This window comes from Klebsiella sp. JN_Kp122, assembly GCF_040062085.1.
Lineage (GTDB): Bacteria > Pseudomonadota > Gammaproteobacteria > Enterobacterales > Enterobacteriaceae > Klebsiella > Klebsiella aerogenes.
Genome location: NZ_JBEAHW010000039.1, coordinates 25,189 through 45,233 on the forward strand (window position 1 = coordinate 25,189; position 20,045 = coordinate 45,233).

Annotated in this window: 15 protein-coding genes; 12 read left to right on the plus strand and 3 right to left on the minus strand. The window is 55.1% G+C overall.

Features of this window, described 5'->3' with window-relative positions:
* The first annotated feature begins 83 nt into the window (after positions 1–83).
* The 5 genes from rlmD (at position 84) to eno (ending at position 7,913) form a co-directional block, all read left to right on the plus strand.
* Complete coding sequence (gene rlmD, locus ABLU78_RS15775) at positions 84–1,388, plus strand: 23S rRNA (uracil(1939)-C(5))-methyltransferase RlmD (protein WP_045367347.1); 1,305 nt, start codon at positions 84–86, stop codon at positions 1,386–1,388.
* Positions 1,389–1,516: 128 nt separating this feature from the next.
* Positions 1,517–3,754 (plus strand): GTP diphosphokinase, encoded by a 2,238-nt coding sequence (gene relA / locus ABLU78_RS15780; protein WP_048229375.1) that lies wholly within the window; start codon positions 1,517–1,519, stop codon positions 3,752–3,754.
* Positions 3,755–3,824: 70 nt separating this feature from the next.
* Positions 3,825–4,616: a nucleoside triphosphate pyrophosphohydrolase gene (mazG, locus tag ABLU78_RS15785; protein WP_015703306.1), complete on the plus strand. Its 792-nt coding sequence runs from the start codon at positions 3,825–3,827 to the stop codon at positions 4,614–4,616.
* Between the two features lie 279 nt (positions 4,617–4,895).
* The gene (pyrG, locus tag ABLU78_RS15790) at positions 4,896–6,533 is read left to right on the plus strand and encodes a glutamine hydrolyzing CTP synthase (protein ID WP_015703305.1); all 1,638 of its coding nucleotides are present in this window, start codon (positions 4,896–4,898) and stop codon (positions 6,531–6,533) included.
* 81 nt (positions 6,534–6,614) lie between these two features.
* Positions 6,615–7,913 carry a phosphopyruvate hydratase gene (gene eno / locus ABLU78_RS15795; RefSeq protein ID WP_015369968.1) on the plus strand — a complete coding sequence of 433 codons (1,299 nt, stop codon included), beginning with the start codon at positions 6,615–6,617 and terminating at the stop codon, positions 7,911–7,913.
* Positions 7,914–7,980: 67 nt separating this feature from the next.
* Here the strand turns inward: eno and ABLU78_RS15800 are convergent, their stop codons facing one another.
* A complete protein-coding gene (locus tag ABLU78_RS15800) occupies positions 7,981–9,090 on the minus strand; it encodes an SDR family oxidoreductase (RefSeq protein WP_020078059.1) in 1,110 nt (369 codons plus the stop codon).
* Between the two features lie 514 nt (positions 9,091–9,604).
* Between ABLU78_RS15800 and queE the strand changes: the two genes are divergently transcribed.
* Together queE and ABLU78_RS15810 are read left to right on the plus strand one after the other, a co-directional pair.
* Positions 9,605–10,276, plus strand: a complete 672-nt coding sequence (gene queE, locus ABLU78_RS15805; protein WP_015369971.1) for a 7-carboxy-7-deazaguanine synthase QueE — start codon at positions 9,605–9,607, stop codon at positions 10,274–10,276.
* A 191-nt stretch (positions 10,277–10,467) separates the two neighbouring features.
* Positions 10,468–11,256 (plus strand): SDR family oxidoreductase, encoded by a 789-nt coding sequence (locus ABLU78_RS15810; RefSeq protein WP_015703303.1) that lies wholly within the window; start codon positions 10,468–10,470, stop codon positions 11,254–11,256.
* 66 nt (positions 11,257–11,322) lie between these two features.
* On the opposite strand, the gene queD is transcribed toward ABLU78_RS15810, so the two are convergent.
* Positions 11,323–11,688, minus strand: a complete 366-nt coding sequence (queD, locus tag ABLU78_RS15815; protein ID WP_162866946.1) for a 6-carboxytetrahydropterin synthase QueD — start codon at positions 11,686–11,688, stop codon at positions 11,323–11,325.
* Positions 11,689–12,005: 317 nt separating this feature from the next.
* Between queD and cysJ the strand changes: the two genes are divergently transcribed.
* The 3 genes from cysJ (at position 12,006) to cysH (ending at position 16,353) form a co-directional block, all read left to right on the plus strand.
* The gene (gene cysJ, locus ABLU78_RS15820; RefSeq protein ID WP_048229373.1) at positions 12,006–13,805 is read left to right on the plus strand and encodes an NADPH-dependent assimilatory sulfite reductase flavoprotein subunit; all 1,800 of its coding nucleotides are present in this window, start codon (positions 12,006–12,008) and stop codon (positions 13,803–13,805) included.
* Positions 13,805–15,517, plus strand: a complete 1,713-nt coding sequence (cysI, locus tag ABLU78_RS15825; protein ID WP_015369975.1) for an assimilatory sulfite reductase (NADPH) hemoprotein subunit — start codon at positions 13,805–13,807, stop codon at positions 15,515–15,517. Before cysJ ends, cysI begins: the two co-directional genes overlap by 1 nt.
* A 101-nt stretch (positions 15,518–15,618) precedes the next feature.
* Positions 15,619–16,353, plus strand: a complete 735-nt coding sequence (gene cysH / locus ABLU78_RS15830) for a phosphoadenosine phosphosulfate reductase (RefSeq protein ID WP_015369976.1) — start codon at positions 15,619–15,621, stop codon at positions 16,351–16,353.
* Positions 16,354–16,426: 73 nt separating this feature from the next.
* On the opposite strand, the gene ABLU78_RS15835 is transcribed toward cysH, so the two are convergent.
* The gene (locus ABLU78_RS15835; RefSeq protein ID WP_015369977.1) at positions 16,427–17,473 is read right to left on the minus strand and encodes an aminopeptidase; all 1,047 of its coding nucleotides are present in this window, start codon (positions 17,471–17,473) and stop codon (positions 16,427–16,429) included.
* A 246-nt stretch (positions 17,474–17,719) separates the two neighbouring features.
* On the opposite strand from ABLU78_RS15835, the gene cysG reads away from it, so the two are divergent.
* Positions 17,720–19,126 (plus strand): siroheme synthase CysG, encoded by a 1,407-nt coding sequence (gene cysG / locus ABLU78_RS15840; protein ID WP_162184003.1) that lies wholly within the window; start codon positions 17,720–17,722, stop codon positions 19,124–19,126.
* A 9-nt stretch (positions 19,127–19,135) separates the two neighbouring features.
* Positions 19,136–20,044 carry a sulfate adenylyltransferase subunit CysD gene (cysD, locus tag ABLU78_RS15845; protein WP_015369979.1) on the plus strand — a complete coding sequence of 303 codons (909 nt, stop codon included), beginning with the start codon at positions 19,136–19,138 and terminating at the stop codon, positions 20,042–20,044.
* Position 20,045: the final 1 nt, after the last annotated feature.

Here is a 20,045-nt window from a genome sequence, read left to right on the forward strand (position 1 = left end):
ATCAACCTTCAGACGGCTTCTGCATTGGTAGCCCGAATGATTTCATGTATAGAGTCAGTATATTTTTGAGATAATCCTCTACGATGGCGCAATTCTACTCTGCAAAACGGCGTGTGACGACGCGCCAGATCATAACCGTGACGGTAAATGACCTTGATCCCTTTGGCCAGGGCGTAGCCCGTCATCAGGGTAAGGCGCTGTTTATCCCCGGCCTGTTGCCGCAAGAGCAGGCGGAAGTCGTGCTGGTAGAGGATAAAAAACAGTATGCCCGCGCTCAGGTTAAACGCCGCCTCAACGACAGTCCACAGCGCGTTGCGCCACGCTGCCCGCATTTCGGCGTCTGCGGCGGATGTCAGCAGCAACATGCGAGCATTGAACTACAGCAGCAAAGCAAGCGCGCCGCGCTCTCCCGCCTGATGAAACGTGACGTTGACGACATTATAGCCGCTGAACCCTGGGGCTACCGGCGTCGGGCGCGTTTGAGCTTGAATTATCAGCCAAAGACCCAACAACTGCAGATGGGTTTTCGCAAGGCCAACTCCAGCGAAATCATCGATGTGGTGCAGTGCCCCGTTTTGGTGCCTCAACTTGAGGCGTTGTTACCCGCGGTGCGCGAGTGTTTAACCAGCCTGCAATCACAACGTCAACTTGGTCACGTTGAACTGGTGCAGGCGGATAATGGCCCGCTGATGGTTTTACGCCATACCGCCGCGCTGACGGCGGCGGATAAAGAAAAACTGGAACGTTTTTCGCAAACTCACGGTCTATCCCTGTACCTCGCGCCGCAAAGCGAGATACTTGAACATATTCGCGGCGATGAACCATGGTACACGTCAGACGGACTACGCTTAGTGTTCAGTCCGCGCGATTTTATCCAGGTAAACGATGGCGTAAACCAGAAAATGGTGCGTACGGCGCTGGCCTGGTTAGATATTCAGCCGCAGGACCGCGTTCTGGATCTGTTTTGCGGTATGGGCAATTTCACCCTGCCGCTGGCCAAAGCGGCGGCGAGCGTGGTGGGCGTCGAAGGCGTACCCGCGCTGGTGGCAAAGGGGCGGGAAAATGCCGCCCTCAATGAATTGCAGAACGTGACTTTCTTTCATGAAAACCTGGAAGAAGATGTTACCCGGCAGGCCTGGGCGAAGCATGGCTTTGATAAAATTCTTCTCGACCCGGCAAGAGCCGGGGCGCCGGGCGTGATGGCGCATATTATCAAGCTGGCACCGCGGCGGATGGTCTATGTTTCATGTAACCCGGCGACGCTGGCGCGCGATAGCGAAGCGTTGCTTCAGGCGGGATATCGCATTCAACGTCTGGCGATGCTGGACATGTTCCCGCACACCGGGCACCTGGAATCGATAGTATTGTTTGAGCGCGAGCTTACATAAAATTGTTCAGCCCGCATCGAGGCGACAGTGAAGATGCCTGATGGCGGTGTGGACTGAAGGATGAAGTATGACGGGTATAAAATACGGCTTGCTGACTTCGGTAGGCTGAGTCCCTTAAGGAGAGGACAATGGTTGCGGTAAGAAGTGCACATCTTAATAAAGCTGGTGAGTTTGACCCGAAGAAATGGATCGCGAGTCTGGGGATTTCCAGCCAGCAGTCGTGTGAGCGCTTAGCCGAGACCTGGGATTATTGTCGCGTAACAACGCAGGGACACCCGCAGGCGGATCTCCTGCTTTGGCGCGGCGTGGAGATGGTAGAAATTCTCTCCATGCTCAATATGGATATCGATACCTTGCGGGCCGCTTTACTGTTTCCGCTGGCGGACGGCAACGTCGTCAGCGAAGAGGTCCTGCAAGAGAGCGTCGGCAAATCCGTCGTTACCCTGATTCACGGCGTGCGTGATATGGCGGCGATTCGCCAGCTTAAAGCCACGCACACCGACACCGTCTCCTCAGAACAGGTCGACAATATTCGCCGCATGCTGCTGGCGATGGTCGATGATTTCCGCTGCGTGGTTATCAAGCTTGCGGAACGTATCGCTCACCTGCGCGAGGTAAAAGATGAACCCGAAGATGAGCGCGTACTGGCAGCAAAAGAGTGTACCAACATCTATGCGCCGCTGGCGAACCGCTTAGGCATCGGTCAACTGAAGTGGGAACTGGAAGACTACTGCTTCCGTTACCTGCATCCAGCCGAATATAAGCGTATTGCTAAGTTGCTGCACGAACGCCGTATCGACCGCGAACATTACATCGATGAGTTCGTCGGCCACCTGCGTTCAGAAATGAAAAATGAAGGCGTGAAGGCTGAGGTATACGGGCGTCCGAAGCATATCTATAGCATCTGGCGCAAAATGCAGAAGAAGCATCTCGCTTTTGATGAGCTGTTTGACGTGCGCGCGGTACGTATCGTCGCTGAACGTTTGCAGGATTGCTACGCGGCGCTGGGGATCGTGCATACCCACTATCGTCATCTGCCTGACGAATTTGATGATTACGTCGCCAACCCGAAACCGAACGGCTACCAGTCTATTCACACCGTGGTGCTTGGGCCGGGCGGGAAAACGGTTGAGATCCAAATTCGCACCAAACAGATGCATGAAGACGCCGAGCTCGGCGTGGCGGCGCACTGGAAGTATAAAGAGGGCGCCAGCGCCGGGGCGAGCGGCGGTCGCGGCCATGAAGACCGTATCGCCTGGCTGCGTAAGCTGATCGCCTGGCAGGAAGAGATGGCCGATTCCGGCGAAATGCTCGATGAAGTGCGCAGCCAGGTCTTCGACGACCGGGTCTACGTGTTTACGCCGAAGGGCGACGTGGTTGATCTGCCGGCGGGCTCAACTCCGCTCGACTTTGCCTACCATATCCATAGCGATGTCGGGCACCGCTGCATCGGCGCCAAAATTGGCGGGCGCATTGTGCCGTTCACCTATCAGCTGCAGATGGGCGATCAGATTGAGATAATCACCCAGAAGCAGCCGAACCCAAGCCGCGACTGGCTGAACCCGAACCTTGGCTACGTGACCACCAGCCGTGGACGCTCCAAAATTCACGCCTGGTTCCGTAAACAGGATCGCGATAAAAACATTCTCGCCGGGCGGCAGATCCTTGACGATGAGCTCGAGCATCTGGGCATCAGCCTGAAGGATGCCGAGAAACATCTGCTGCCGCGCTACAACTTTAATGAACTGGATGAACTGCTGGCGGCTATCGGCGGCGGCGATGTTCGCCTTAACCAGATGGTCAACTTCCTGCAGGCGCAGTTCAACAAACCGAGCGCCGCCGAGCAGGATGCGGCCGCGCTGAAGCAACTGCAGCAAAAAACCTACACCCCGCAGAACCGCAGCAAAGACAATGGCCGGGTGGTGGTTGAGGGCGTCGGCAATCTGATGCATCACATTGCCCGCTGCTGCCAGCCGATCCCCGGCGACGAAATCGTCGGCTTTATCACCCAGGGGCGCGGGATTTCAGTACACCGCGCCGACTGCGATCAGCTGGCTGAGCTGCAGTCTCACGCGCCGGAACGCATCGTTGATGCGGTATGGGGCGAGAGCTATTCGGCTGGATATTCGCTGGTGGTGCGCGTAGTCGCCAACGACCGCAGCGGCCTGCTGCGCGACATTACCACTATTCTTGCCAACGAGAAGGTGAACGTGCTGGGCGTGGCCAGCCGCAGCGATACGAAACAGCAGCTGGCGACCATCGATATGACCATTGAAATCTACAACCTGCAGGTGTTGGGCCGGGTGCTCGGCAAGCTGAACCAGGTGCCGGATGTGATCGACGCGCGTCGTCTGCACGGCGGTTAATTCGTCTGTAGGCCGGATAAGGCATAGATGCCTTATCCGGCCTACTATTTTAAATTTCCAGGATTGTTACATGACTCAAATTGACCGCCTGCTAGGCATCATGCGCCGCCTGCGCGACCCGGAAAACGGCTGCCCGTGGGATAAAGAACAGACCTTTGCCACTATCGCCCCTTACACCCTTGAAGAGACCTATGAAGTGCTGGACGCCATTGCGCGCGAAGATTTTGACGATCTGCGCGGCGAGCTTGGCGATCTGTTATTCCAGGTGGTGTTCTATGCGCAGATGGCGCAGGAAGAAGGGCGTTTTGATTTCAACGATATCTGCGCCGCCATCAGCGACAAACTGGAACGTCGTCATCCGCATATCTTTGGCGATGCTTCGGCCGGGAACAGTGCGGAAGTGCTGGCGCGCTGGGAGCAGATTAAGAGCGCGGAACGAGCGGAAAAGGCGCAACACTCGGCGCTGGATGATATTCCGCATAGCCTGCCGGCGCTGATGCGCGCGCATAAAATTCAGCGTCGCTGCTCGGCGGTGGGCTTTGACTGGACCTCGCTTGGCCCGGTGCTCGATAAAGTGCATGAAGAGATAGATGAAGTCATGCATGAAGCGCAGCAGGCGGTGGTTGATGAAGCTAAACTTGAGGAAGAAGTGGGCGATTTGCTGTTCGCCACGGTGAATTTGTCCCGTCATTTAGGGGTTAAAGCCGAGGTCGCATTGCAGAAAGCGAACCTCAAATTTGAGCGCCGCTTCCGCGAAGTTGAGCGTATTGTCGCCGCCAGAGGTCTGGAAATGACCGGCGTTGACCTCGAAACCATGGAAGAAGTGTGGCAGGAAGTAAAACGCCAGGAAACTGATCTCTAACGAGTTTTCGTGATCAAGCGCTATTTGTGTGATTTTATAAATAACAAGCGCTTGATTTACGTCAAAAACATTTCGCCAAAAGCGGCTATTTTCTCATTCCGTTATGTTGTTGAAACACCATGTAGCCTGCCTCTTCGAGTTGTTCGAGTCGCAACGCAGGTGCGGCTGGTAGAAAGAAGAGGAGGGGAGAATGAAAGTTTGTGGCGTCACGCATGTTCGGGTATACTACTTTCCCGTCCTGGTTATTCCATCGTTTTACCCTAACTTCTCAGGTTCAGCATGACAACGAACTATATTTTTGTGACCGGCGGGGTCGTATCCTCTCTGGGTAAAGGCATTGCCGCAGCTTCCCTGGCAGCCATTCTTGAAGCCCGTGGGCTCAATGTAACTATCATGAAACTGGATCCGTACATCAACGTCGATCCGGGCACCATGAGCCCAATCCAGCACGGGGAAGTGTTCGTTACTGAAGACGGCGCTGAAACCGATCTGGACCTGGGTCACTACGAGCGTTTCATCCGCACCAAGATGACTCGCCGCAACAACTTCACCACCGGTCGAATCTACTCCGACGTTCTGCGTAAAGAGCGCCGTGGCGACTATCTGGGCGCAACCGTACAGGTTATCCCGCACATCACCAACGCCATCAAAGAGCGCGTACTGGCTGGCGGCGAAGGCCATGACGTGGTGCTGGTTGAAATCGGCGGTACCGTAGGCGATATCGAATCCCTGCCGTTCCTCGAAGCTATTCGCCAGATGGCGGTAGAAATCGGCCGTGAGCATACCCTGTTCATGCACTTGACCCTGGTGCCATACATGGCGGCGGCGGGTGAAGTCAAAACTAAACCGACTCAGCACTCTGTTAAAGAGCTGCTCTCCATCGGTATCCAGCCAGATATCCTGATTTGCCGCTCCGATCGCGCGGTTCCGGCCAACGAACGTGCAAAAATTGCATTGTTCTGTAACGTCCCGGAAAAGGCTGTGATTTCTCTGAAAGACGTCGATTCCATTTATAAAATTCCAGGCCTGTTGAAATCTCAGGGGCTGGACGATTATATTTGTAAACGATTCAGCTTAACTTGTCCGGAAGCAAACCTGGCCGAATGGGAACAGGTAATCTATGAAGAAGCTAACCCGGCAGGCGAAGTCACCATTGGTATGGTTGGTAAGTACATTGAACTGCCGGATGCCTACAAATCGGTGATTGAAGCGCTGAAACACGGTGGTCTGAAAAACCGCGTGACCGTCAACATCAAGCTTATCGATTCGCAAGATGTTGAAACGCGCGGCGTCGAAATCCTTAAAGATTTGGACGCGATCCTCATCCCGGGCGGCTTCGGCTACCGCGGCGTTGAAGGTAAGATCGCCACCGCGCGCTATGCGCGTGAGAACAATATTCCATATCTGGGTATCTGCCTGGGTATGCAGGTTGCGCTGATTGAGTTCGCGCGCAACGTAGCGGGCATGGAAAACGCCAACTCTACGGAATTTGTGCCAGACTGTAAGTACCCGGTGGTGGCGCTGATTACCGAATGGCGTGACGAAGAAGGCAACGTTGAAGTTCGTTCCGAGAAGAGCGACCTCGGCGGCACCATGCGCCTTGGCGCGCAGCAGTGCCAGCTGGGTGATGATTCACTGGTCCGTCAGCTGTACGGCGAGCCGACTATCACCGAGCGCCATCGTCACCGCTACGAAGTCAACAACATGTTGTTGAAACCGATTGAAGCTGCCGGCCTGCGCGTTGCGGGCCGTTCCGGGGATGATCAGTTGGTCGAGATCATCGAAGTGCCGAACCATCCGTGGTTTGTGGCCTGCCAGTTCCACCCGGAATTTACTTCGACGCCGCGTGACGGCCACCCGCTGTTTGCCGGCTTTGTGAAAGCCGCGAGCGAGTACCAGAAGCGTCAGGCGAAGTAAAAAGAGTTAGAACGGCAATGCACCCAATTGGGTGCATTGTTTGTCTGGAGTTTTAGTTTAACTTGTACTGAGGAAAACCTAATGTCCAAAATCGTTAAAGTCATCGGTCGTGAAATCATCGACTCCCGTGGTAACCCGACTGTTGAAGCCGAAGTACACCTGGAAGGTGGTTTCGTCGGTATGGCAGCTGCTCCGTCAGGTGCTTCTACTGGTTCCCGCGAAGCGCTGGAACTGCGCGATGGCGACAAATCCCGTTTCCTGGGTAAAGGCGTAACCAAAGCTGTTGCTGCGGTAAACGGCCCGATCGCTCAGGCAGTCCTGGGTAAAGATGCTAAAGATCAAGCTGGCATCGATAAGATCATGATCGACCTGGACGGTACTGAAAACAAATCCAACTTCGGTGCGAACGCAATCCTGGCGGTATCCCTGGCGAACGCCAAAGCAGCAGCTGCTTCTAAAGGCCAGCCGCTGTTCGAACACATTGCTGAACTGAACGGCACTCCGGGCAAATACTCTATGCCGGTTCCGATGATGAACATCATCAACGGTGGTGAGCACGCTGACAACAACGTCGACATCCAGGAATTCATGATTCAGCCGGTTGGCGCGCCGACTCTGAAAGAAGCCGTACGCATGGGTTCTGAAGTGTTCCATCACCTGGCGAAAGTTCTGAAATCCAAAGGTATGAACACTGCAGTTGGTGACGAAGGCGGCTACGCGCCGAACCTGGGTTCCAACGCCGAAGCGCTGGCTGTTATCGCTGAAGCGGTTAAAGCAGCAGGCTACGAACTGGGCAAAGACATCACTCTGGCGATGGACTGCGCAGCTTCTGAATTCTACAAAGACGGTAAATACGTTCTGGCTGGCGAAGGCAACAAAGCGTTCACTTCTGAAGAGTTCACCCACTTCCTGGAAGAGCTGACCAAACAGTACCCGATCGTCTCCATCGAAGATGGTCTGGACGAGTCTGACTGGGACGGTTTCGCATACCAGACCAAAGTACTGGGCGACAAAATCCAGCTGGTTGGTGACGATCTGTTCGTAACCAACACCAAGATCCTGAAAGAAGGCATCGAAAAAGGCATCGCTAACTCCATCCTGATCAAATTCAACCAGATCGGTTCTCTGACCGAAACTCTGGCTGCAATCAAGATGGCGAAAGACGCTGGCTACACCGCTGTCATCTCTCACCGTTCTGGCGAAACTGAAGACGCTACCATCGCTGACCTGGCTGTTGGTACCGCTGCAGGCCAGATCAAAACTGGTTCTATGAGCCGTTCTGACCGCGTTGCTAAATACAACCAGCTGATTCGTATCGAAGAAGCGCTGGGTGAAAAAGCGCCGTACAACGGTCGTAAAGAGATCAAAGGCCAGGCTTAATCCTGACTTTTTGTGAAATAAAAATGCCAGTCTGCGGACTGGCATTTTTTTTACCTGCTAATTGCACTTACTTGAAATCGACGGCCATCTGCTGCGGGATAGAGAGCCCGCGGGTGGTTTGTACGCAGCGGTCGATATAATCGGTGAAGCGCGGCGGTTTGGGCATGCCCAGGCTGAGCAGCTTATCATTGCTGAAGCGGACGTTAAGCGTCGCGAAGGCGCCATACAGGCGCATCGCTTTGAGCATCAGGCGCTCGTTGCACGGGCCAAAAATATCCTTCAACTCACGGCGCATTTTAACCAGCGTCTCGTAGCTGACCTGCGCGTATCGGTCGCCTACCGGAGCCTGCTCCAGCGCTGAGGCCATCGCGCGATCGATTTCCGCAAATTTCACGCTGTTTTCTTCTCCGGCGGAGATATGCACGACTTCACCACGCGCCAACGGGCGTTGTAATAACATCAGCAGCGCATCGGCGCAGTAGTCGACCGGGATCACGTCAACACGGTCTTCCAGGGAGCAGAGGAATTTTTGCAGCATCAGCCCCATGCTGAACACCCAAAAAATGCTGCTTGAGGGCTGGCAACCGTGATGAGTATGACCAACGACGATAGAAGGGCGGGCGATGGCTAACGGTAACGTCGGACATTGCTCCTGCATCAGGCGCTCAATCGTCGATTTGGAATGGGTATACTCCACCAGATGCTCGGCGTGCTCGCGGAATTCAGCGCTTTCTGCGACCAGTGAATCTGGCTCCGGGGTACAAGACATCGCGGTGCCGACGTGGAGAAAACGTTGTAGTCCAGCTACACGGGACATCCGTTGGGCAAATTTGAACGTTCCTTCGACGTTCACTTTCCAGATGAGTGGATTATTACCAAATGAGGCGACGGCGGCGCTGTTGATCACGTGAGTGACCTGCTCCAGACGCGGGTCGCTCAGGAACGTCTCCGGTGATGACAAATCGCCGAGCAGGATCTGCCGGGGGGTTAATGCGGCCAGCTTCTCCTCTGCAATATTGAATTTACGCAGGTTTTCCTTCACCCGGGCCAGAGCCGCTTCATCGTTATTGGCTCGCACCAGGAGCAATAGATTAATCCCATTTTCATTATTGAGGATATTCTCTAATACCGCTCCACCCAGAAATCCGGTAACGCCTGTAATTAATAATGTATTCATGAATGCAGTCTCTCATGGTTGGTCGACTGGATTCTAGGCGCGGAAAATTAAACGGAGATTAAATAAAAACAGGCGGCAACAAGCGCTTTCTTAAGCTTATTTTAAGCTATGGAAATCAAGTGAATTGAATTTGACCCTGGGCGAAGATAAAAGATTCATTGTTTCATGTATCGGTTTGTACATCGTTGATTAATAATTTCTTTTTGTTGCTTTGGACAGCGATGGATAATGTCATTACGATCATCAAAGACATTCTTTGTTACATCTTTATCCGCGCGCAGATACATCTGAAGAAAGTAATAAATAATCCAATTCAATGACCAAGTGCGGCGCATGCTAAAATAATACTCAAAATATCGTAAATACATTTTGTGCTTATTTTATAGTTTGCTAGCTAATATAAAAAGATGGCTTACGAAAAGCTGACGATGGGGTCTGGTAATCGCAGCTGAGGACAAGACCTGAGCGCCTGAATCTGCGATAATACCTTTTTACCACCTGAACAGAGATGACTATGCAGTACCCGATTAACGAGATGTTCCAGACCTTGCAAGGCGAGGGTTACTTTACCGGCGTGCCTGCCATTTTTATTCGTTTGCAGGGATGCCCGGTTGGTTGCGCCTGGTGCGATACCAAACATACCTGGGATAAGCTGGCCGATCGGGAAGTGTCTCTATTTAGTATCCTCGCTAAAACCAAAGAGAGCGATAAGTGGGGCCCGGCGACCAGCGACGATCTGCTGGCGATCATTGGCCGTCAGGGATGGACCGCCCGTCACGTCGTGATTACCGGCGGCGAGCCCTGTATTCACGATCTCACGCCGTTGACCGATCTGCTTGAGCAACATGGTTTCAGCTGCCAGATTGAAACCAGCGGTACCCATGAAGTGCGCTGCAGCCACAACACCTGGGTCACGGTCTCGCCGAAAGTGAACATGCGCGGCGGCTATGATGTGCTTTCGCAGGCGCTGCAGCGCGCCGATGAAATCAAGCATCCGGTTGGCCGCGTGCGCGATATCGAAGCGCTGGATGAACTGCTGGAAACGCTGGCCGATGAAAAGCCGCGTATTATTGCCTTGCAGCCGATTAGCCAAAAAGAAGATGCCACGCGGCTGTGCATTGAGACCTGTATCGCCCGAAACTGGCGCTTATCCATGCAGACGCATAAATACCTGAACATCGCCTGATACCCGCTTTCATTGCCGGGTTGGTTGCTAACCGCCCGGCAGCTCTCTTCTTCATATATGAATTCATCTTTGCACTCGATTTCAGCGCCGGGGTTGAGATACGCCTTCATGACAGCAGTGCTATCATTGGCGCATTAATTCAGCCGCCTGAAGCGGGCGGCTGATACGTTGACTTAAGGAACGAGTTAACCATGCAGCCAATTGATCCATCCACTGCCTTCTCTATGGACTTCTTCTCGCTCAAGGGGAAAACCGCTATCGTTACCGGTGGTAATAGCGGCCTGGGGCAGGCTTTTGCCGTTGCTCTGGCGACCGCCGGCGCGAATCTGTTTGTTCCCGCTCTGCGCGAAGAACACACGCAAACCCGCAAACTTATCGAACAGCAGGGCGTTGAGCTGGAATTCATGCTGGCGGATATCACCGATGGCGGTATGCCGCAGCGGATTATCGCCGCCTGCTGCGAACGTTTCGGTACCGTTGATATTCTGGTGAACAATGCCGGTATTTGTCAGTTGAATAAGGTGCTGCGCTTTGGGCGAACAGACTGGGATCCGATGATCGAGACTAACCTGACCGCAGCGTTCGAGCTCAGCCACGAAGCCGCGAAAATTATGGTTCCGCGGCGAAGCGGTAAGATTATTAATATCTGTTCGGTGTTTTCTTATCTCGGCGGCAGCTGGTCGCCGGCCTATGCCGCCACCAAGCATGCGCTGGCTGGCTTAACCAAAGCCTACTGCGATGAGCTGGGCCCGCATAATATTCAGGTTAACGGCATCGCGCCTGGCTATTACGAAACTGCCATGACCGCTATCACCCGCAGTATCCCAAAAGAGAACCGACGCGTACTTGCGCATATACCCGCAGGCCGTTGGGGAGAAGCGCAGGATTTAATGGGCGCCGTTGTGTTCCTCGCCAGCCGGGCCTCGGATTACGTTAACGGTCATATTCTGGCGGTGGATGGCGGCTATCTGGTGCGTTGATTCCAACGGCGTGGGATGAAACAGAAAACCGCCATGGCAGCAGCCGGATGGCGGATAGACAGGGCATTACTCGCCGCGATAGACGCAGCCTGCGGTGCAGGTCTCTTTTACCATTACCGCGCTCAGCAGAGGAACCTGCGGTTTCATTTGATCCCAAATCCATTTGGCCAGCACTTCGCTGGTTGGGTTCTCCAGTCCTGGGATATCGTTCAGGTAATAGTGGTCTAAACGATCGTAGGTCGGTTTAAACGCGGCTTTCAGCTCGGCGAAATCCATGATCCACCCGGTATGGGGATCGACTTCACCGGTAATCTCCAGACGCACCATAAAAGAGTGACCATGCAGGCGACCGCATTTGTGGCCTTTCGGTACGTGCGGCAGGTGGTGGGCGGCTTCGAAGGTGAAATCTTTAAACAGCGTGGTGGACATCATTAACTCTCAACAGGACGAAAAAAACCGCCGTAGGGTACCGGAAAGTACATTTTTTAGCATTAACTAAAACGGCCCTGAACGCAAAATCGCCATTTTTGTGGTGTTTTGATGACTTAATTTATTATTTTTCAACAGGTTAACTAATCGTTTTTGTTGTTAATAACTATAACTAAAACAGGTTAGTCCATTTGGTTATTTGTTATTTCCATCCCTTCTTTAATTGTTAGTATGCCCGCCGTTAACCTTACAATCTCTTCTGTTTTTGTCGCGCTGACAGGGCGTGAATAACAGCTTTGCTTACTGGAACATAACGACGCATGACGACACAGGCCCCACCTTCCAATCTGCTGCCGCTAAACCCGGAGCAACTGGCGCGCCTACAGGCGGCCACGACTGACTTTACGCCAACCCAACTGGCTTGGGTGTCCGGCTACTTCTGGGGCATGCTGAATCAGCAGCCCGGCGCCGTGGTAAGCGCGCCCGTTCAGGCGGTAGAAGCGCCGGCCATCACCCTGATTTCCGCTTCGCAGACCGGCAACGCGCGTCGGGTTGCCGAAGCGCTGCGCGACGATTTACAGGCCGCGCAGCTGAACGTGAAACTGGTGAACGCTGGCGACTATAAATTCAAACAAATCGCCGGTGAAAAACTGCTGGTAGTGGTGACGTCGACTCAGGGTGAAGGTGAGCCGCCGGAAGAGGCCGTCGCATTGCATAAATTCTTGTTTTCAAAGAAAGCGCCGAAGCTCGATGGCACCGCCTTCGCGGTGTTTGGTCTCGGCGATACCTCCTATGAGTTTTTCTGCCAGTCCGGCAAAGATTTCGATAGCAAACTGGCCGAACTGGGCGGCGAACGTCTGCTCGATCGCGTTGACGCCGACGTTGAATATCAAGCCGCGGCGGCGGAATGGCGCGCTCGCGTAGTGGATGTGCTGAAAGCGCGTGCGCCGACGGCAGCGCCTGCCCAGCTTGCTACCAGCGGCGCAGTGAATGAAATTCATACCAGTCCGTATACCAAAGAAGCGCCGCTGACGGCGACGCTTGCTGTGAATCAGAAAATAACCGGTCGCGACTCGGAAAAAGATGTCCGTCATATCGAGATCGATCTGGGTGATTCCGGCCTGCGTTATCAGCCGGGAGATGCGCTAGGCGTGTGGTATCAGAACGATCCGGCGCTGGTCAAAGAGCTGGTGGAGCTGCTGTGGCTTAAGGGTGATGAACCGGTCACGGTAGAAGGCAAAACGCTGCCGCTGGCGCAAGCGCTGGAGTGGCATTTTGAGCTGACGGTCAATACCGCCAATATTGTTGAGAACTATGCCACCCTGACCCGCAGTGAAACGCTGCTGCCGCTGGTCGGCGATAAAGCGCAGTTGCAGCACTATGCCGCGACGACGCCTATCGTCGATATGGTGCGCTTCTCGCCGGCACAGTTGGATGCCGAAGCCTTAATCGGCCTGCTGCGCCCGCTAACGCCGCGCCTCTACTCTATTGCGTCCTCGCAGGCGGAAGCGGAAAACGAAGTCCACGTTACCGTTGGCGTCGTGCGTTATGACATCGAAGGCCGCGCTCGCGCCGGCGGCGCGTCCAGCTTCCTCGCCGACCGCGTGGAAGAAGATGGCGAAGTGCGCATCTTTATCGAACACAATGACAATTTCCGTCTGCCTGCTAACCCGCAAACCCCGGTTATCATGATTGGCCCTGGAACCGGGATTGCGCCGTTCCGCGCCTTTATGCAGCAGCGCGCGGCGGAAGGGGCGGAAGGGAAGAACTGGTTGTTCTTCGGCAATCCGCATTTCACGGAAGATTTCCTCTATCAGGTGGAATGGCAGAGCTACGTCAAAGAGGGCGTGCTGAGCCGAATCGACCTGGCCTGGTCCCGCGATCAACAACAAAAAATCTATGTACAGGACAAACTGCGCGAGCAGGGGGCTGAAGTGTGGCGTTGGATTAACGACGGCGCCCATATTTATGTCTGCGGCGATGCCAATCGTATGGCGAAAGACGTCGAGCAGGCGTTACTGGAAGTGATTGCCGAATACGGCGCGATGGACGCCGAAGCGGCGGACGAATTTTTAAGTGAGCTGCGCGTTGAGCGCCGTTATCAGCGAGATGTCTACTAATGAGCGAAAAACATCCTGGCCCGCTGGTGGTCGAAGGTAAACTCTCCGACGCCGAGCGTATGAAGATCGAGAGCAACTACCTGCGCGGCACCATCGCGGAAGATTTAAATGACGGCCTGACCGGCGGTTTTAAAGGCGACAACTTCCTGCTCATCCGCTTCCACGGTATGTACCAGCAGGACGACCGCGATATTCGCGCGGAACGCGCGGCGCAGAAACTGGAGCCGCGCCACGCGATGCTGCTGCGCTGCCGTCTGCCGGGCGGCGTTATCACCACCAAACAGTGGCAGGCGATTGATAAATTCGCCGCGGATAACACCATCTACGGTAGTATTCGTCTGACCAACCGTCAGACTTTCCAGTTCCACGGTATTCTGAAGAAGAACGTGAAGCCGGTGCATCAGATGCTGCACTCCGTTGGCCTGGACGCGCTGGCGACCGCCAACGACATGAACCGCAATGTGCTGTGCACCTCGAACCCGTTTGAGTCGCAGCTGCACGCCGAAGCCTACGAGTGGGCGAAGAAGATCTCCGAACATCTGCTGCCGCGTACCCGCGCCTATGCTGAGATCTGGTTAGATCAGGAAAAGGTCGCCACCACCGACGAGGAACCGATCCTCGGCCAGACCTATCTGCCGCGTAAATTCAAAACGACGGTGGTGATCCCGCCGCAGAACGATATCGATCTGCACGCCAATGATATGAACTTCGTGGCGATAGCGGAAAACGGCAAGCTTGTCGGCTTTAACCTGCTGGTGGGCGGCGGGTTGTCTATCGAGCACGGTAATAAGAAAACCTATGCGCGTACCGCCAGCGAGTTTGGCTATCTGCCGCTGGAGCATACCCTGGCAGTGGCGGAAGCGGTCGTGACCACCCAGCGCGACTGGGGTAATCGTACCGATCGTAAAAACGCGAAAACCAAATATACCCTTGAGCGCGTCGGCGTGGAGACCTTCAAGGCGGAAGTTGAGCGTCGTGCCGGGATCAAATTCGAACCGATTCGTCCGTACGAGTTTACCGGCCGCGGCGACCGCATCGGCTGGGTTAAGGGTATCGATAATAACTGGCACCTGACGCTGTTTATTGAGAACGGCCGTATTCTGGATTATCCGGGCCGCCCGCTAAAAACTGGCCTGCTGGAGATCGCGAAGATTCACAAAGGTGAATTCCGCATCACCGCCAACCAGAACCTGATCATCGCCAGCGTACCGGAAGATCAGAAAGCGCGGATTGAGAAACTGGCCCGCGATCATGGCCTGATGAATGCCGTCACGGCGCAGCGTGAGAACTCAATGGCCTGCGTGTCGTTCCCGACCTGTCCGTTAGCGATGGCCGAAGCCGAGCGTTTCTTGCCGTCGTTTATCGACAAGGTCGAAGAGGTGATGAGCAAGCACGGCGTTGGCGACGAGCATATCGTAACCCGCGTCACGGGTTGCCCGAACGGCTGCGGCCGCGCGATGTTGGCGGAAGTTGGCCTGGTGGGTAAAGCCCCTGGCCGCTATAACCTGCATATCGGCGGCAACCGCAGCGGGACGCGCATTCCACGAATGTATCGTGAAAATATCACCGAGCCGGAGATCCTTGCTTCGCTCGACGAGCTGGTAGGGCGCTGGGCGAAAGAGCGCGAAGCGGGTGAAGGCTTCGGCGACTTTACGGTGCGTGCGGGCATCATTCGCCCGGTGCTCGACCCGGCGCGTGATTTCTGGGAATAACCTGAATTGCCGGATAGCGGCATGAATGCTTTATCAGGCCTACCGTTCGCGTAGGCCTGATAAGCGAAGCGCCATCAGGCAAGGCACACAGTGAGGAATCTATGTCCAAACTCGATCTAAACGCGCTGAACGATCTGCCTAAAGTAGAACGCGTCATGGCGCTGGCGGAAGTTAACACTCAGCTGGAAAAACTCAGCGCCGAAGAACGCGTGGCGTGGGCGCTGGAAAACCTGCCCGGCGACTATGCGCTCTCTTCAAGCTTTGGTATTCAGGCGGCAGTCAGCCTGCATCTGGTGAACCAGCTGCGCCCGGACATTCCGGTGATCCTGACCGATACCGGCTATCTGTTCCCGGAAACCTATCAGTTTATTGATGAATTGACCGAGAAGCTCAACCTGAACCTTAAAGTCTACCGGGCGACGGAAAGCGCCGCCTGGCAGGAAGCGCGTTATGGCAAACTGTGGGAGCAGGGCGTTGAAGGCATTGAGAAGTACAATGAAATCAACAAAGTCGAGCCGATGAACCGGGCGCTGAAGGAGCTCAACACCCGCACCTGGTTTGCTGGCCTGCGCCGCGAGCAGTCCGGCAGCCGGGCGCATTTACCGGTGCTGGCTATCCAGCGCGGCGTCTTTAAGCTGCTGCCGATTATCGACTGGGATAACCGGACGGTTTATCAGTATCTGCAAAAGCACGGCCTGAAATACCACCCGCTCTGGGAGCAGGGGTATTTGTCCGTTGGTGACACTCACACTACCCGTAAATGGGAACCCGGTATGGCGGAAGAAGAAACCCGATTCTTTGGCCTCAAGCGGGAGTGCGGATTGCACGAAGGCTAAGCGATGCGCTATGCCGGAGAGTGTTATTCCAAAGCGGACACGCGGGCTATACCGCGGGTTCGCTTTGCGAAAATCACTTTTTCTTCTCAACTTTCGCCAGCTCTTTCACCAGCGGCAGCATCACTTTGACTACATCGCGCCCGCGGTGCTCGATCCTTCCCGGCAGCGCTTTGTCGATATACTGTTGGTTATCCAGTTGTACATCATGCCAGCTGGTCCCCTGCGGGAAGCTACGGGTTTTACTGCGCTGCTGATAGCCATCCTTTTTACCCAATGACCAGTTAGTCGCTTCCACAGAGAGTACCGGGATCCCGGCGCTATCAAAAACGCTGGCATCGTTACAGCAGCCGGTGCCTTTCGGGAACTCCGGATTCAGCCCTGGATTGGTGAACGCGGCGATACCGTGACTACGGGCGATAGCCAGCGCGCGATCGCGGGTCAGCTTGCGTACCGATGCCGGCGTGCTGCGCCCGCTATTGAAATAGAGCTTATCGCCGACCACCAGGTTATCGAGATTAATCACCAGTAGCGTATTTTTCTTTTCCGCCTCGCTCATGCGTTTAAGTATGTTTTGCGCGCCCAGGCGGCCTTCTTCCTCGCCGCTGGTGGCGATAAAGCGAATGCCGTAACGGGTGGGGACGTTCTTTAAATGTTCCGCCAGCTCCAGCAGCACGCCGAGCCCCATTGCGTTATCGTCGATCCCCTGCAGCGTCAGGCCGCCAAGGTTGTTCTCAACGTCTTTATCGCTCTGCGGCGCGTAGGTATCGAGGTGCGCCATAATAATGATTTGCTGGCGAGACTGGCCTTCATGCGCGGCGATAACCGTGCTGCCGGTGGCGTTGTGCCAGTTCTTACGTTGATTGCTGTCGGTATAGATGTAGCGGGTATTAAAGCTACGTACGTCGCTCTGATAACCCATCTGGGCAAACTGTTGACGAAGATAATCGGCTGATAGCATCTCGGCCGGCGTACCGGTCATTCTTCCGGGGAAGACGGTAGCAATATGGCGGGCCTGGGTATTGGCGGTGTCGCCCAGGGCGCTGAATGCCGGAGCGGCGGAGAAGACAAAACCTGTGCCAAGCGCCAGCGGCAGCAGACGGCGGCACATCGCGGAAAACATAATGGGTCCTTACACAAGCGAAACATTTCGACCGCGTTAGTATGAAACTGTGACGGCGCTTAAACAATTTCATTTGCTCTTAAATAGCGGAAAATGAGCGTGTTAAGCACTTTTTGATATTTAGATTTCCAGCTCGTTATTCTTTTGCGTCACAACTCATTCCATTTCGTAATTTCATTTGCTCAAGGCCGCCCCCTATAGTCCCTCTATTGCTGAATGTAAGAGAGTTGTTGCGCCGTGGATTACTTGCCCCTGTTTGCCGAGTTGAAAGAGAGACCCGTGCTGGTTATCGGCGGCGGTGAAATTGCCGTCCGTAAGATTAAATTCTTGCTGCGGGCGCAGGCGAAGGTACAGGTGGTCGCCGCCGTCCTGTCGCCGGAGCTCGCTGAACAGGTTGAACGTCAGCAAATCAGCTGGCGGGCAACCGCCTTTGATGAGCAGCAGGTGGACGATGTATTTCTGGTGATTGCCGCCACCGACGATCGTGAACTTAACCAGCGGGTGTTTGCCGCGGCTAACGCGCGTTACCGCCTGGTGAACGTGGTGGATGACCAGCAACTGTGCTCATTCGTCTTTCCTTCTATTGTCGACAGGTCGCCGCTGCTGGTGGCGATCTCCTCCAGCGGCAAGGCGCCGGTGCTGTCGCGCATTCTGCGTGAAAAAATCGAAGCGCTACTGCCCACAAATTTGGGGCGACTGGCTGAAACGGCGAGCTACTGGCGCCATCATCTGAAAACCCGGCTGACCACCACCGAAGCGCGTCGTCGCTTCTGGGAGCGCGTTTTCACCGGGCGTTTTGCCAGCCTGATGGTGGCCGGTAACCACGCGGCGGCGGAACGGGCGCTGCAGGATGAACTCGACAGGCCGGAACGCAGCGTGGGCGAAATTATTCTGGTAGGCGCCGGGCCGGGGGATGCCGGGTTGCTGACGCTACGCGGCCTGCAGGCGATTCAACAGGCGGACGTGGTGTTTTATGACCATCTGGTGACCGAGAGCGTGCGGGAACTGGTGCGCCGCGATGCCGAAATGATCTGCGTTGGCAAGCGCGCGGGCGAGCACTCCGTTCCGCAGCACGAAACGAATCAAATGCTGGTGGAGGCCGCCAAAGCGGGGAAAACGGTGGTGCGCCTGAAGGGCGGCGATCCGTTTATCTTCGGGCGCGGCGGGGAAGAACTGCAGGCCGCCGCCGCTGCCGGGATCCCGTTCCAGGTGGTGCCAGGCGTTACCGCCGCGGCGGGCGCGACGGCCTATGCCGGCATTCCGCTGACCCATCGCGATTATGCGCAAAGCGCAGTTTTCGTCACCGGTCACTATAAATCTGACAGCGCGCCGTTTGATTGGGCGCTGCTGGCGAAGAGCCAACAAACGCTGGCGATTTACATGGGCACCATGAAAGCGGCGGACATCAGCGCTCAGCTGATCGCCCATGGCCGCGACGCGAATACTCCGGTGGCGGTGATTTCCCGCGGCACTCGCGAGGATCAGCAGACGCTGACAGGTACGTTACAACAGCTCGAACATCTGGCGAAAGATGCCCCAATGCCCGCGCTACTGGTGGTGGGCGAAGTGGTACAGCTGCATCAGCAGCTCGCCTGGTTTCAACACACAACGACAGCGGAAGGGTTTAACTCTTCTGTGGTAAATCTGGCTTAAGGAACGGTTATGGACCAAAAACGACTCACTCACCTGCGGCAACTGGAGGCGGAAAGCATCCATATCATTCGTGAGGTGGCCGCCGAATTCTCTAACCCGGTGATGATGTATTCCATCGGTAAAGATTCCAGCGTAATGCTGCATCTGGCGCGCAAAGCGTTTTATCCGGGGACCCTGCCGTTCCCGCTGCTGCACGTTGATACCGGCTGGAAATTCCGTGAGATGTATGAATTCCGTGACCGTACCGCCAAAGCCTATGGCTGCGAACTGCTGGTGCATAAAAACCCGGAAGGGGTGGCGATGGGCATCAACCCGTTCGTTCACGGCAGCGCCAAGCACACCGATATCATGAAAACCGAAGGCCTGAAGCAGGCGCTGAACAAATACGGCTTTGATGCCGCATTCGGCGGCGCGCGTCGTGATGAAGAAAAATCCCGCGCTAAAGAGCGTATTTACTCCTTCCGCGATCGTTTCCACCGCTGGGACCCGAAAAATCAGCGTCCGGAGCTGTGGCACAACTACAACGGCCAGATTAACAAAGGCGAAAGCATTCGCGTCTTCCCGCTCTCTAACTGGACCGAGCTGGATATCTGGCAGTACATCTACCTGGAAAATATTGAAATCGTTCCGCTGTACCTGGCGGCAGAGCGCCCGGTACTGGAGCGTGATGGCATGCTGATGATGATTGATGACGACCGTATCGATCTGCAGCCGGGCGAGATGATCAAAAAGCAGATGGTGCGCTTCCGTACCCTCGGCTGCTGGCCGCTGACCGGCGCGGTAGAGTCCAACGCGCAAACGCTGCCGGAAATTATTGAAGAGATGCTGGTATCCACCACCAGCGAACGTCAGGGGCGCGTCATTGACCGCGACCAGGCAGGCTCCATGGAGCTGAAAAAACGTCAGGGGTATTTCTAAG